The organism is Herbaspirillum lusitanum, assembly GCF_026127345.1.
In the GTDB taxonomy this organism is placed as follows: Bacteria; Pseudomonadota; Gammaproteobacteria; order Burkholderiales; family Burkholderiaceae_D; genus Herbaspirillum; species Herbaspirillum lusitanum.
The window spans coordinates 191,847-206,396 of the sequence record NZ_QXFG01000010.1 but is presented as its reverse complement, the minus strand read 5'-3'; the positions used below and the strand labels follow the sequence as shown (position 1 = coordinate 206,396).

The window sequence follows — 14,550 nt, the reverse complement described above, 5'->3', positions numbered from 1 at the left end:
GCATATCGAGAATGATCTTTACCCGTTACCCAACTCGGATTTTACTGCTCGCGCTTGCTTCGGTGAGCATGAATGCGGCGCAGGCCCAGTCTCACGCAAACCACGGAGCGCCGGCCACCGACGCAGCGAGCCAACCGGCGGTCACGACGATGGACTCCATGAATGGAGAGACTTCCAGCACTACTGGGGCGGCCGATTCCGGTGGGATGAGCCATGCCGGCATGGACCATGGCAGCATGGACATGGGATCGACTTCGACTGCACCTTCCGATGCCCGGGATCCACACGGCTATTCCAATGGATACACCCTCAATACAGGCCCCTACGCACCAAAGGACACCAGCGGCTTGATGATGTCGGACATGCATTCATTCGGCTCTTTCATAGTGGACCGCCTGGAGCGGGTTCACACCCGCAATGCCAACTCTCTTGCTTACGACACGCAAGGGTGGATCGGCAACACCTACGACAAGTTCTACATCAAGGCCGAAGGCGATATCGAGAGAGGTCGTGTGGGAGATTCGCGCACTGAATTGCTGTGGAGTCATGCCGTCACCCCATACTGGGACAGCCAGCTAGGCCTGCGCGTTGACGCGGGCAGTAATCGGCCCGGCCGCAATTGGCTGGCATTCGGACTCCAAGGACTAGCGCCGTACTGGTTTGAAGTCGAGGCTACGGGCTACGTCGGCGAGCAAGGTCGCACTGCGTTGCGATTGTCGGCAGAGTATGAAGTGTTGCTGACACAGCGTTGGATACTTCAGCCCCGCGTCGAGGCTAACTTGTACGGCAAAGAAGACCCCGATTTAGGCATCGGCCGCGGTCTGTCCAGTGCGGCTTACGGCATGCGCCTGCGCTATGAATTCTCGCGACAGTTTGCGCCCTATGTTGGGGTCGAACGAAGCCAAAAGTTCGGCCGTACTGCCAGCTACACCCGTGGAGCTGGCAGCAATGTCGGAGAAACGAGACTCGTAGCCGGCGTTCGCATTTTGTTCTAACACTGAATTTTTCGGATCATCCACAGGAGAGTTGCCATGTCTTATCAGTCCTTTATTGCCAAAACCGCTGTCACGATCGCTGCAGCGGCCTTCGCCACCGCAGCCTTTGCGCATCCCAAGCTTCTGGGGTCGACGCCAGAAGACAATTCGACCGTGAGCGCGCCGGAGAAAATTGAATTACGTTTTTCCGAGAACCTGTCCAAGCAGTTTTCCGGCGCGAGTCTGGTGATGACCAGCATGCCGGGCATGAACCACGCTGCGCCTATGAAGATGGGCGCAAAAATTTCTGGCGCTGACGATCCGAAAACCATGATCATCACGCCTACGCAACCATTGATGCCTGGTGTTTATAGTATTGACTGGCGTGCGGTCTCTTCAGATACGCACCCGATTACCGGCAAAGTTATTTTCACGGTGAAGTGAGCTGGCAATGGATAGCGTGAATGTTTTGGTGCGTTTCGCGCTGTATTTGGACTTGATGCTTGTCTTCGGCTTGCCATTGTTTCACCTACATGCCTTACGAAAGCCTGAACGTTCATCCATCTTAGCCAGGAAGCTCTCGACATTGGCCGTAGTCGCAGCCATTGTTGGCATGATCCTGTCAGCGATCAGCATGGTCTTGATGACCAAGGCGATGAGCGGCGCGGCCGATTTTAGCTCGATCGAGCAGCACATGTTCGAAATGATGCTGACCGATACGTCATTCGGTATTGCCTGGTGCTTGCGCGTGGCGATGCTCGTGCTGTGTGTCTTGGCAGGATTGTTCTTAGCACAAGCACCCACCTCGAAATTCGGCGTGATGAGTCTGGCCGGAGGCGTTGCCTTGGCCACGCTGTCGTGGGGCGGCCACGGAGCCATGGATGAAGGCACGCGTGGCCAGCTGCACCTCGCTGCAGACATCATCCACCTTATCGCCGCCGGCGCTTGGATAGGTGCGCTTGCCGTATTTATTCTCATGTTGGTACTGCGCTATGGTAATGACGCCGACGAAGTCTCTCTGCTTAGCCGTACGCTTAATGGATTCGCCCTGATGGGCACTGTCATCGTCGGCTCTTTACTGATCACCGGTGCGCTTAATTACTGGTTGATCGTAGGTCCCACAGTTGCGGGACTGTTCTCGTCACCTTATGGACAACTGCTGATCGCCAAGCTAATTCTCTTCGGCATGATGCTTGCGCTCGCGGCAGCGAACCGGTACCGGTTAAGCCCCATACTCGAGCGAGCATATGTCTCCGGTAAACATCAGGAGGCGGTTGCAGCATTGCGGAGAAGCCTGTTCATCGAGACAGCTTGTGCTTGCTTGATTTTGGTGCTTGTCGCCTGGCTGGGTACACTTGGACCGATGATCGATTGACGTCATAGGAGGGGTATCGGTCGATAAAACATCGTCTATAATCTGGCTCATGAGAATGCTACGTACATTTCTGATTCTGTTGTTGGCCCTTGCCATTCCCCTTGAGGGATTGGCAGCGGTACGCATGGTCGAAATGATGCGCACTAATTCTACGTCTACGGAAATGGCGGCATCCGCGAACGCCGTAGATGAGCCTTGTGTGATGAATATGTCGGACACCGATAAGTCATCCAAATCGACGGCGCCGTGCAAAATGGGTGACGCCTGCAAGATTTGCCAGGTGTTCCCATCGACGACATCTTCCGTCGACATCAATCCATTGATCCTTCCGCTGATCGACACCGTTTCACTGTTGCCTGAGTCATTTCTGCCTTCTCATGACCCGTCCGGGTTGTGGCGTCCCCCTCGTTCACTCTAAATCTCATTGATTCGTTGATGCGTCCGGCCTAGTTGCCGGGCGACTGTTTGCGCGCTTTTGTACGCGCCGTCACGCTATGGAGTGAACAATATGTCCTTTCGCAGGATATCCAGTACCTTGCTTGCTTTGCTGGCAGGGATGTCCGGCCTTGCCCACGCCGGTCCCTTGTCTTTTAACGCCGCGCTCGACATTGCCGAGCGCCAGTCCCCCAATCTCGCCTCTAACAGGGCACAAATCCAGGCGGCTCAATCGTCTGCGATACCCGCCGGCGCTTTGCCTGATCCAAAGATTTTCGCCGGCATCGACAACTATCCCGTGTCTGGTCCGGATCGGGGCCGCCTCAATGCCGACTCGATGACGATGCAAAAGATTGGCGTCATGCAGGAGTTTCCCAATGCGGCGAAACGCCAAGCCCGCGTTGCGGTTGCTGAAGCTTCAATCGAAACAGCCGAAGCACAAAGGCAGGTCGAGCGTCTGAAATTGCGCCGGGCGACTGCCCTGGCATGGCTCAATCGATACTATCTGGAGCGCAAGATCGCTTTGTTTGACAACCTGGACAAGGAGAATCAGCTCTGGGCAGAGGCAGTACGTGCCCAAATCGCATCCGGTCGTACGCAGATTGCCGATAGCGTCATGCCGAAACAGGAGGCGGTGCAGCTTGCCGACCGTCGCGACGACCTGATTCGCGACCTGGTCAAAGCGAAGGCTGGCTTACGTCGTTACGTCGGCGGCGAGGCTGATGAGCCACTGGTCGATGCATTGCCTGCTTTGAACATCGACGCGACCCATCTGCGGGAGCACTTGCATCGGCATCCGGAACTGCAAGCCTTTGCCGCCGAAACACGCAAGGCAGAAGCCGAGGTCCGCGAAGCGCAAGCCATGAAAAAGTCGGACTGGGGTGTCGAGCTTGCTTATCAGCGACGCGATGCGCGATTCGGCAACATGGTCTCCGTCCAGTTCACGTTTGAGATTCCTGTGTCTCCTTCAACCCGACAGGATCCCCGCATTGCCGCCAAACAGCAGGAACTGTATCGGATCGATGCCGACCGTGAAGCCATGCTGCGCGATCACACCAACGAGCTGGAAAACGATCTCGCCGACTACCAGACCCTGACCCGTCAACTGGAGCGCGCCAATCAGACCGCCTTGCCTCTGGCACAGCAAAAGGTCGATCTCCAGTACGCAGGCTACCGCTCGGGTAAGAGCGACTTGACGACGGTGTTGACTGCACGCCGCGAAATCGTCGATCAACGTCTAAAGATCATCGACATAGAAGCTCAGCGCACGGCGATGGCCGCGCAGCTCTATTTTGCTTACGGAGAAGACCTGCAATGAAGAAAAATACCTATCAAATTGCCGTACTGATGATTGCAGTTGCCGCCGTGAGTAGCTCAGGCGGTTATTGGCTTGCCCACCAGAATAACGGCGCTCAAACCATGCATAGCGAAACTGCAGGCCCGACCACGCAAGTGGAACGTAAGGCGTTGTATTGGTACGACCCTATGATGCCGAGTCAACGCTTCGACAAGCCGGGTAAGTCACCTTTCATGGACATGCAACTGGTGCCGAAATACGCAGATGAGCAAGCAGATGACGCCGGCATCAAGATTGACGCCGGCATTGCCCAGAATTTAGGAATGCGCACCGCGAAAGTGGAGCGAGGCAGCTTATCGGCAACGGTGAACGCCGTTGCCAGCGTGCAATTGAATGATCGTCAGGTTGCGATTGTCCAGTCCCGCAGCAGCGGCTTTGTGGAGCGCGTCTATGCACGGGCTCCTGGCGATGTCGTTGTACGCGGTGCTCCTCTGGTTGATTTGCTGATTCCTGAATGGGCCGGTGCCCAGTCGGAATTTTTGGCGGTGCTCAAGACAAACGATCCGGCATTAGTTCAGGCTGCCCGTGAGCGTCTGCAACTACTCGGGATGAGCAGTGATCTGATAAGCCGCGTCGAAAAGAGCGGGCGTCCTCAAACCGTGGTGACAATCGTCGCTCCCATCGCAGGCCTGATTCAGACGCTCGATATCAGAAGCGGAATGACAGTGACAGCGGGCGCGCCTCTGACCAAGATAAATGGCCTGGATTCCGTATGGCTGGAAGCGGCCGTTCCCGAAGTGCAAGCCGGACAGATCAATGTCGGCGGCAAGCTGGAAGCTCGTTTTTCCGCTTATCCAGGTGAAAACTTCACTGGCAAGATCTTGGCCGTTCTGCCTGAAACGAATGCCGACAGCCGCACGCTTCGAGTCCGTATCGAATTACCCAATCGCGACGGCAGGTTAAAGCCTGGTATGTATGCCCAGATCAATTTGGACGCAGGCAAAGCGGCACCAGGCTTGTTGGTGCCGTCTGAAGCGGTCATTCGCACCGGTACCCGCAATGTCTTGCTGGTCACTACGGGTGACGGGCGATATCAGCCGGTCGAAGTTCAACTTGGCCAGGAAGCCGACGGCAAGAGCATCGTGCTGGGTGGCGTCACCGAGGGGCAGCAGGTTGTCACGTCAGGGCAATTCCTGATCGATTCCGAAGCAAGTCTTAAAGGCGTGCTGGCGAGATTGAATACATCGTCATCCTCCACTGCTGCGACAGCGCAGGCCGCACTCAATGAGACAACCGGGAAAATCGAATCGCTGAAGGGGCTCGAAATCACGCTCTCGCATGGTCCGGTCAAAACGCTGGGTTGGGGGCCGATGACGATGACATTCAAATTGGCTCAGCCCGACATGGCATCAGGTCTCAAGACCGGGGACCGCGTGCATTTCAGTTTCAGTGAGAAGAATGGCGACTATGTGATCGAGAAGCTGGATCGGAGCGCGCCATGATAGAGAAACTCATCAAATGGTCGATTGCGAGCCGTTTTCTGGTCTTGCTCTCCGTCCTTTTCCTCGGGGCCTGGGGTATCTGGGCGCTCAAGATGACGCCGGTGGATGCCTTACCGGATCTGTCGGATGTCCAGGTCATCATTCGCACCAGTTATGCCGGCCAGGCGCCGCAGATTGTGGAAAACCAGGTGACCTATCCGCTAGCGACCACCATGCTGTCCGTCCCAGGGGCGAAGACCGTGCGCGGCTACTCCTTCTTTGGCGATTCCTTCGTCTACGTCCTGTTTGAAGACGGCACCGATATGTACTGGGCCCGCTCCCGGGTGCTGGAATATCTCAACCAGGTGCAGGGGCGCCTGCCAGCTTCGGCCAAAGCATCGTTAGGGCCGGACGCCACCGGAGTCGGCTGGATCTACGAATATGCCTTGGTCGACAAGACCGGGCAACACGACTTAGCCCAGCTACGTAGCCTGCAGGACTGGTTTTTGAAATATGAACTCAAGAGCTTGCCCAATGTGGCGGAAGTTGCGACAGTCGGCGGGATGGTCAAGCAATACCAGATCGTGCTCGATCCGGTGAAGCTGGCGGCCTACCGGATCACGCAAGACAGGGTCGTCGAAGCAATCAAGAAAGCCAATCAGGAAACCGGCGGCTCGGTGTTGGAGATGGCGGAAACCGAATACATGGTGCGGGCTTCCGGCTATCTCAAGACGCTGGCGGACTTCCGCAATATCCCGTTGGCGACGGGACAAAACAGTGTGCCGGTTAAATTGGGTGACGTGGCGACCATTCAACTGGGGCCAGAGATGCGGCGCGGTATTGCCGAGCTCAACGGCCAGGGTGAAACAGTCGGGGGCGTTGTCATCCTACGCTCTGGTAAAAACGCACGCGACACCATTGCCGCCGTCAAAACCAAACTGGAAGAACTTAAGAAGAGTCTTCCATCCGGCGTCGAAGTCGTTCCCGTCTACGACCGCAGTCAATTGATCGACCGAGCCATCGACAACCTGTCGCACAAGTTGCTCGAGGAATTCATCGTGGTGGCGGTAGTGTGCGGCCTGTTCCTGTGGCATCTCCGCTCGGCACTGGTGGCAATTGTCTCTTTGCCACTCGGCGTCATGATTGCCTTCATCGTGATGCGCTACCAGGGCGTCAACGCCAACATCATGTCGCTGGGCGGTATTGCCATCGCCATCGGCGCCATGGTCGATGCCGCAGTCGTCATGATCGAGAATGCTCATAAGCATATCGAAGCCTGGAAGCACGAACATCCGGGACAATCTCTTCAAGGGGACACCCATTGGAGCGTAATCGGCGAAGCGGCGGCCGAGGTTGGGCCGACGTTGTTCTTTTGTCTGCTGATTATCACCTTGTCGTTCATCCCGGTGTTCACGCTGGAGGCACAGGAGGGACGCCTGTTCGGGCCGTTGGCGTTCACCAAGACCTATGCCATGGCCGGCGCCGCGGGCTTGTCCGTGACGTTGATTCCTATCCTGATGGGCTACATGATCCGCGGGAACATCCCCTCGGAAAATAGTAACCCGTTGAACCGCTGGCTGATTCGTTGCTATCGGCCGTTGCTGGAGGCCGTCTTGCGTCGACCGAAAGCCACGCTGGTCATTGCCGGCCTGGCCATGCTGACGACGCTATGGCCGATCAGTCGACTGGGCGGAGAGTTTCTACCGCAGATGGATGAGGGCGACTTGCTTTATATGCCGTCGGCATTGCCTGGTTTATCTGCATCCAAGGCTGCGGAACTGCTGCAACAAACTGATCGCCTGATCAAGACCGTCCCGGAAGTCGCCAGCGTTTTCGGTAAAGCCGGCCGGGCGGAGAGCGCGACCGATCCTGCGCCGCTGGAGATGTTCGAAACCACCATCCAGTTCAAACCACGCGATCAATGGCGCTCCGGCATGACGCCGGCGAAATTGATCGATGAGCTCGACCGAGTCGTCAAGGTCCCTGGCTTGTCGAACATTTGGGTTCCGCCGATTCGTAATCGGCTGGACATGCTGGCTACCGGGATCAAGAGTCCGATTGGCGTAAAAGTCTCAGGGACCAGTCTTGCCGATATAGACAAGACGGCACAACAGATCGAACAGGTCGCCAGGCAGGTTCCCGGAGTCAGTTCTGCACTTGCAGAACGTCTCAGTGGCGGACGTTACGTGGACGTCGACATCGATCGGCTTGCGGCTGCCAACTACGGGCTCAATATCGCCGACGTGCAAAGTATCGTGTCTTCGGCAATCGGTGGCGAGAACGTGGGCGAGACGGTCGAGGGGCTGGCGCGTTACCCGATCAGCGTTCGCTATCCGAGGGAAATCCGGGACTCGCTGGAGAAACTGCGCGATCTGCCGGTCCTGACCGGCAGCGGCCAGCAGATCACGCTGGGAACCGTCGCAAAATTGAAAATCAGTGACGGTCCTCCAATGCTGAAGAGCGAGAATGCGCGACCGAGCGGCTGGATCTACGTCGATGTCCGGGATCGGGATCTGGCTTCCGTCGTTGCCGATCTACGTGCAGCAGTGGCTGCCAAGGTAAAACTGGCGCCGGGACTCAGCATCGCCTACTCAGGTCAGTTCGAGTATCTGGAGCGTGCGAATGCACGTCTGAAACTGGTGGTGCCGGCAACACTGCTGATCATCTTTGTGCTGCTGTATCTGACCTTCCGGCGCATCGACGAAGCAGTGCTGATCATGGCTTCATTGCCATTCGCACTGGTCGGCGGCATCTGGTTCCTTTATCTGCAAGGCTACAACCTGTCGGTTGCCACCGGTGTGGGATTCATTGCCTTAGCGGGAGTGTCTGCCGAATTTGGCGTCGTCATGCTGCTGTATCTGAAACAGGCTGCTGCCCGGCAAGGATCCGGAACAACGCTGACGACAGCCGTTCTTGAAGATGCAATCCGGGAAGGCGCCGTGCTTCGCGTTCGTCCCAAAGCGATGACCGTCGCCGTCATTCTGGCCGGGCTGATTCCTATTTTGTGGGGAAGCGGCGCCGGCTCGGAAGTCATGAGCCGTATTGCCGCACCCATGGTCGGCGGGATGATCACCGCTCCATTGCTATCCATGCTTGTCATTCCGGCCGCGTATCGCCTGATGCGTGGTCGTCAACCGAAAGCCACACAGGCTTGATTTATCTTTTAACCTGAAAGGAAATTTATTGTGAAAAATCGTTTTATTATTGCCGCTTTTGCTGCCTTTGCGCTCGTTGGTACCCTCTCAGCTTTCGCTGCCGACATGGGAAACATGAACATGGGTAAGAACGACTCGGCCGAGAAAGTTGCGCACGGTGTTGGTGTCGTCAAAGATGTTGACACCAAACAGAACACCATCATTCTTGCTCATCAGCCGATCAAGGAATTGAACTGGTCGGCGATGACGATGGCTTTCAAAGTGTCGGATGAGAAGTTGCTCAAAGGCGTCAAAGTCGGCGATCAAGTGTCGTTTGATCTGAAGGGAAGCGGCATGTCACCGGTGGTGACGGCCATTCGTCCGGCCAAGTAGTCAGGTGCAAGTTGTGCTTGTCCGTCGGTGGTGTTACTAACCAAAAATAAGGAACGCCCCGATAGTCCCGAACGGATGCAAGCAGTAAAGTTAAACCTGACATCTCCTCTTCAGCAGAAAGGCTGACTCGCTCGTGATCGGTCCATTCCGATCGCGAGCTTTTTTATTTTATGGGCAGCGAAACAAAATCCTGTTAAATCAAGCGTCTAGTCCTGAATCGATGAGGTTATCCACAGCCCTGTCCACACAAACTGGGGATAAGTTTTCCACGAAAAGACACAAAGCACGAAGAGATATTCATCTGCAGGTACCGTGATAACACGTGGGGTCCTAAATTTTCTCGCTCTATATTGCGCGATTGGCCAAGTCGAACGCAATCACGTGATCAAGTGCAATTCCGCAGCCAGCCACTCAATCGATGTCCATGTTACTGAACACCTGGCGTCCACGCTGCTGAACCGCCTGACTAAATTCACTGGAATATGCACTCCTGACAAGTTGCATTTAAAGCTCCTTTTATCGGCATCCCATCCAACGCCAGAATGCGGTCAAGCCGAAAACACAGCACTCTTGCAATTCGATTTATTCCGCACCAGCGCGCGTACCCATCGGGCCCACTCTCGAAGACAGCACTGATCTGACAATTGTTGTCGACCTTAGCGGCCCTGCAGTATCCAATGCCTTGTCTCCTGTCAGCGACTCTTTGATTAACGATAACAGCTACCGAAAGCGAATTGCCAAGTTCATCGACGGTCTCAAACCGACACGCGAGCCTCAGCAGCCTCGCCATGGTTTAATCGACTTCGCCTTTGGGTCCATCAGGCACTATTGGCACCAGCATTAAGCAGGATGGCTGGCGCAATAGGCGAGAATGGGTGGCGCGTGTTTGTTGCAAATAGGTGGCGCGATTGAAGTGATAGTTAGTGGCGCGGTTAGAGCGCAATTTACTGCAGCGCATATTCAGAAATCGCTGATCAGGGATGCCGAGCCCGTTCGAGTTCACACGGACTGGCCGAAAAACCATCGTCTCAGGCAATTCGACTAGAATGTAATCATCGTCAGCTGAACCGGGAGTGACTATGGACAGCGATCTAGACCTGAATATTGCCCTCGAAAAATTGCATCGGCTGCAATTGGAGGATGGTGACTTGGGCGCCGCATATTGGTATCAAATTTCAAAGTTGTTGAAAGAGGCACATCTCTATCAACAGCGGGCACTAGCGGCCGAAGAGAAACTGCGGCGCATTCATAAATTGAGTGGCGCATAAGCGTCTTGCTTCACGTATCTGCAGGGAGGATCTCACCTGAGTTTCAGGAAAGGGATGGCTGCGTGGTGCGCAATGCAGCCGGTATCGTCCTATGTTTCCCGTAAACGACGGCACGCGGTCAAACTGCGTGGGCGGCTTTGGCCGTAAGCGCTGAATTTGCAGAATTGCTCCAGATGCTTCGACTCAGTGCGGTCAAGATCCTCCAGCTCACCGCTGATCTTGTCTCCCTTGGCGATATCAATTCCGCTCAGCAGTTCAAAGACAACATAGTCGCCACGATCCAAGGCATCGATGAACATGCCGAGCCGAAAGTTTACTTCAATGACTGTGCCCATCAACATAATCTCATCCATGAGACGGCGTCGGTATGAAAAAAACTCCGCACCCGGCACAACACCCTTGCGATTTGGTATTTCTAAGCCGACCTAACGAAGTGAAACACGGTCAATGCGATTAGGACAGCAGACAAGCCAATACTGAGCAATTTCAGTCTCTTAATTGTCCGATTTTGCCTCAGTAGAATCTCGTCATCTTCAAGTTTCACGCGCTTCATGCTGACAAGTTCTGCTTCTACGTCATGCAAAAATTGTGGCAATCCGAGTTGTTTTATTTTTTTCATTTCTGTCACATCGATTGTTCTTAGTTCGCTGATCAATTCATTGTTCGATTCGCCTTGTGCCATTGGATGCGTCCGTCCTGGCTCATACTCAAAAGTGATACCAAACCGGCCGTACCAGGCATCCCGTTTCTCTGCGGGGAATTCTGTACTCAAGTGCTCGAAGACCTTCAAGGGATAGAGAATCGACGTTGGGTGATGCGCCAGCGCCCACCCAACTACTTCATTGAAGCAAACGGTGCCGATGCCTTTTTGCCGCTGATATTTATTGGGCACTTCGATATAGCCATCGGACAATTTGGTAACGACCTCATCGCTACTACCCCTCATCGTCGTCACACAGCGAAGCTCTTCCGTGTGGGGCTCTACCAGAAGCGCCGTTACATCAATCTTGGAAAAATCCGTCGCAGTCCTGATCGCAACAAGCATCAACTCTCTTTGCCTGAGATGGTTCGATGTCAGAAGAAACAACTTCCACTTCAACGTAAATTCGTTTTCTTCATCTTGATCGATGTAATTGTTCTGGTCCATAGCTCCAAGGCTAGAGACAGACGGGATAAGGCCACTAAGAGAGGTATTCGAGTATGTATTCACAAAAATAGGCAGAACTAAGAGTTAAGAGCGCAGGCTTTCTGACGGCTATCTCTCAAGTGCGCCGACCTGGTTTAATGGCCAGGAGTGACGGAAAGTCCCCGCCAACTAGCAGTTAATGGATCAAACTACATTGGCATGCCTGGGGACGTATCATCATCCTCTGCAGCCGGGGCATCAGCAGCATCGAGCAACGCCTGCAAACGTCCATCCTTAAGTTCGAACATATGCATCGCCAGCCAATGACCGAATTCATCGTCCTGCAGTTGCGCGAGGATCTCAGCGCGTTCTTCCTCTTCTGCTTCGTAGTACTTGTGAACAAGTTTGAGAGGTGCGGCCGTATCCAGCAACATGAAGCGCTCTTCTTCGATATTGGCCAGGACGATAAGAGCGTGGTTCGAGAGACTTTGAAATGCAGAGGGGTCTCGCTCCAGAAGGACTGTAAGTCGATGATTCGTGAAATTACTGTTGGTGAGTCTATCGAGAAGAGATTTAAGACTTTCGGGTTCAGGCAGTGATTTTTCTACATAAGTCGCAAAGTCACGCGGTTCCAGTACCAGAGTGCTCTGCACCACATGCGGTGGCTCTGGGGCAGGGACAAGAGTCCAATTCCAGCCATTAAATGCATATCGAATAAATACGCCAAGCTTCCATAGCTGGATCAGCGACGAATTCTGTTCCTGATTATGTGGGGAGTTCCACTGGCTGAAAGAGCCGTCATCCTGACAATCTTTGAGTTCGAATAGCAGCGCAAAAGTCCCTTTAAGAAAGACCGCCAAGTCATAAGGCTTGCCTTTCCCTTTTTGTAAATTGGTACTCTCCTGAGAGATTGATACGCCGTCCACCTGGACGAATTCCGTGTGCGAATGAAAATACCACTGGATCGCACGTACCATTGCCAACTTTAGATTTTCTTCTTGGCCAGGTCTTTTGCTCACTTAAATTCCCTATTTTGAGATAGTGATGGTGGATTCGATTGAGAATAAAACGACCGACGCACGGTCACTTCGACGGCTTTGTACGCGCAATATCTCAGGTGATCTCTGCACGCTCATTTTCTTGGCGGAGTAAGAAGGATAGAACACCTATGTCAAATTCTTTCTCAAGAATCTGCAAAAGAGGGATTATGAGCGACGACAAAAAGAGAAGCAGGCATTACGCACAAATTAAACAAGCTGACTACGCATGTAGTAATCGACCAGATTGTCTGCGGCCAGATGCTTCGCAGCCATGTCGTCCCATTTTTTGCAAGAAACGACCCACTGCGCGGCACGAAATTCCGCTTGCTCGGCTTGCGTCTTGAACGTTTCGCTGCTGTGTTGCTTCGCTAGGCGCTCTAATGTGCTCTTAATTTCCTTGCCAGCCGTTTTGCTGCGTCTTTGGTTGATGAGTTGATGCTCGATAAGTGTCTTCAAGGCCAGAGTCAGACCGTATTCTTTAAACGAATCATGATTCAAACTACGGACCCCACTTACAAAAGAATCCGCAATTGCCTCAAGCTCCGTGTCAATTTGAATGCCAGGCATAAGAGCGCCTACAAGAAATGCAGCATCCTGTTTGTGACCAGGCGGTAATTCGGAAAACCACGTCATGATTTGTTCGAATGGGGAAGACATAGATAGCTCCGCGATTGACATTGCTAAATTATGCCCGGAACCTCGTGGTTAGCCAAAAAGTTTTGCAGGGGTGCCGAAAACTGGGGCCTGTTGTGATTCGCGGTTCCGCCGGTCGCTCCAAGGACGAGGAGTTTCATGGTTGCTCTCCTGCCCGTGGCTACGGACGGATCCCTTCCGTATTACAAGCCTGTACGCTGTAGAAAAATGGCATGGATTTTTGCGATCTCGTCAGCTTTACGTTGAACGTGTGTATGCGGTCCCATTTGTAAAGCGGTAGAAAATGGAACTGGCTGGTATCATCTAGCACGGCCTTAAACATAGGACAATAATCCGATGCGCGTTAGATACGACGAAAGTACCGCGAAGATGAAAGAGCTTATGACCGCCCACCCTATTTCTCCTGAAGCGCATGCTGCAGTGCTACGCAATAAAGTAGATGCTAGGCGAATAGCAGAAGATGTGAGAGAAGAGGCCAAGCTACGTCGTGAAGACTCGCTTTGTCTATAAACAGAGTTTCCCCGTCTATTGAATTGCACTCACTCTTGGTCGCGAGCTTGGCATCGAATTGAGACTCCAAGGACTTTGAATTTGACAAACTTCGCGCTAAGCGAAGCAGAAAACCTAGGCATCTAAGAGTCTCAATTGATGTTTGATGTAGCCAGCACAGGCTGCGATCCAGTTGACGATTGTTTTTTCGTCGGTCGCTATTTGAACATGCGAATCTGGACTGTTAGACTGGTGCCACAGCGCGGCCATCGCAAAGTGGAACTTCTTCATTTGACTCAAGAGATCACTGTCCTTCTTTTCTCCCTTAGGCTGTCCGCTTTGTGTGTTAATGCCTTGTTCCTGAGCGACGATATCTAAAAAATCAGGTTCTTGTGCATTGGCAAAATCGACGAAGTTCGTCGAGTTCCCGGCAATTGGAGAGTTCCAGGCGATATCGTGAATATTCCAATGCGGTTGGGCGTGCCGGTGTGGATTGTCTCTCGGGTCCCACTCTGCCCGGAAGTAAAGCTTCGTCGCCTCCATCGTGGGGCCGGCATATAGCTTTAGACTGACGTGCGTCAAATAATATTCTTCCCCATCTCGCTCAAAGTCCAACTCTACGACTAGCCAAGCACTTTGCTCTCCCCAACTATAAATTGGCAGTGCCAATAGCTTTTTCTCTAAGCCCTGGATCTCTAATGATTCTCGGGTACGGATGTAGTAGATTTCCTCTGTGCCGCTGCTGAAAGCGCTATGTTCTAGATGACTCTTACCTATTGCATTGCCAATTCTCTTTTTCGAGTCAATCATGAATTTAGAAAAGTTCTGAATGCGCAGACCTGGTACTAGCGCTGCTGCAGCAGTAGTATTCATCTTAGCCACGA

At 53.5% G+C, this 14,550-nt stretch carries 13 protein-coding genes; 8 read left to right on the top strand and 5 right to left on the bottom strand.

Annotated elements, in window-relative coordinates; genetic code table 11:
• Positions 1 to 11 precede the first annotated feature (11 nt).
• The 8 genes from DXT88_RS15735 (at position 12) to DXT88_RS15700 (ending at position 10,357) form a co-directional block, all read left to right on the top strand.
• Entirely contained in the window at positions 12 to 995 is a 984-nt protein-coding gene (locus tag DXT88_RS15735; protein WP_265214863.1) for a copper resistance protein B, read from the top strand.
• A 36-nt stretch (positions 996 to 1,031) separates the two neighbouring features.
• Positions 1,032 to 1,418, top strand: coding sequence for a copper homeostasis periplasmic binding protein CopC (gene copC, locus DXT88_RS15730; protein ID WP_265214861.1), 387 nt, complete (start codon positions 1,032 to 1,034; stop codon positions 1,416 to 1,418).
• Positions 1,419 to 1,425: 7 nt separating this feature from the next.
• The gene (gene copD, locus DXT88_RS15725) at positions 1,426 to 2,349 is read left to right on the top strand and encodes a copper homeostasis membrane protein CopD (protein ID WP_265214859.1); all 924 of its coding nucleotides are present in this window, start codon (positions 1,426 to 1,428) and stop codon (positions 2,347 to 2,349) included.
• Between the two features lie 535 nt (positions 2,350 to 2,884).
• Positions 2,885 to 4,102 (top strand): TolC family protein, encoded by a 1,218-nt coding sequence (locus tag DXT88_RS15720; RefSeq protein ID WP_265214857.1) that lies wholly within the window; start codon positions 2,885 to 2,887, stop codon positions 4,100 to 4,102.
• Positions 4,099 to 5,583, top strand: a complete 1,485-nt coding sequence (locus DXT88_RS15715) for an efflux RND transporter periplasmic adaptor subunit (RefSeq protein WP_265214855.1) — start codon at positions 4,099 to 4,101, stop codon at positions 5,581 to 5,583. Before DXT88_RS15720 ends, DXT88_RS15715 begins: the two co-directional genes overlap by 4 nt.
• Positions 5,580 to 8,717 (top strand): efflux RND transporter permease subunit, encoded by a 3,138-nt coding sequence (locus DXT88_RS15710; protein WP_265214853.1) that lies wholly within the window; start codon positions 5,580 to 5,582, stop codon positions 8,715 to 8,717. The genes DXT88_RS15715 and DXT88_RS15710 overlap by 4 nt, the downstream gene beginning before the upstream one ends.
• Positions 8,718 to 8,747: 30 nt before the next feature.
• On the top strand, positions 8,748 to 9,089 hold the full coding sequence (locus DXT88_RS15705; protein ID WP_265214851.1) for a copper-binding protein: 342 nt from the start codon (positions 8,748 to 8,750) through the stop codon (positions 9,087 to 9,089).
• Between the two features lie 1,079 nt (positions 9,090 to 10,168).
• Complete coding sequence (locus DXT88_RS15700; protein WP_265214848.1) at positions 10,169 to 10,357, top strand: hypothetical protein; 189 nt, start codon at positions 10,169 to 10,171, stop codon at positions 10,355 to 10,357.
• 89 nt (positions 10,358 to 10,446) lie between these two features.
• Here DXT88_RS15700 and DXT88_RS15695 read toward each other — a convergent pair whose 3' ends face one another.
• The 5 genes from DXT88_RS15695 to DXT88_RS15675 all read right to left on the bottom strand — a co-directional run bounded on the left by DXT88_RS15695 (position 10,447) and on the right by DXT88_RS15675 (position 14,548).
• The gene (locus DXT88_RS15695) at positions 10,447 to 10,710 is read right to left on the bottom strand and encodes a hypothetical protein (RefSeq protein ID WP_265214846.1); all 264 of its coding nucleotides are present in this window, start codon (positions 10,708 to 10,710) and stop codon (positions 10,447 to 10,449) included.
• 62 nt (positions 10,711 to 10,772) lie between these two features.
• Positions 10,773 to 11,504 carry a hypothetical protein gene (locus DXT88_RS15690; RefSeq protein ID WP_265214844.1) on the bottom strand — a complete coding sequence of 244 codons (732 nt, stop codon included), beginning with the start codon at positions 11,502 to 11,504 and terminating at the stop codon, positions 10,773 to 10,775.
• A gap of 188 nt (positions 11,505 to 11,692) precedes the next feature.
• A complete protein-coding gene (locus DXT88_RS15685) occupies positions 11,693 to 12,502 on the bottom strand; it encodes a hypothetical protein (RefSeq protein ID WP_265214843.1) in 810 nt (269 codons plus the stop codon).
• A gap of 228 nt (positions 12,503 to 12,730) precedes the next feature.
• Positions 12,731 to 13,180, bottom strand: a complete 450-nt coding sequence (locus DXT88_RS15680; RefSeq protein WP_265214841.1) for a hypothetical protein — start codon at positions 13,178 to 13,180, stop codon at positions 12,731 to 12,733.
• Positions 13,181 to 13,801: 621 nt separating this feature from the next.
• Positions 13,802 to 14,548 carry a hypothetical protein gene (locus tag DXT88_RS15675; RefSeq protein ID WP_265214839.1) on the bottom strand — a complete coding sequence of 249 codons (747 nt, stop codon included), beginning with the start codon at positions 14,546 to 14,548 and terminating at the stop codon, positions 13,802 to 13,804.
• Positions 14,549 to 14,550: the final 2 nt, after the last annotated feature.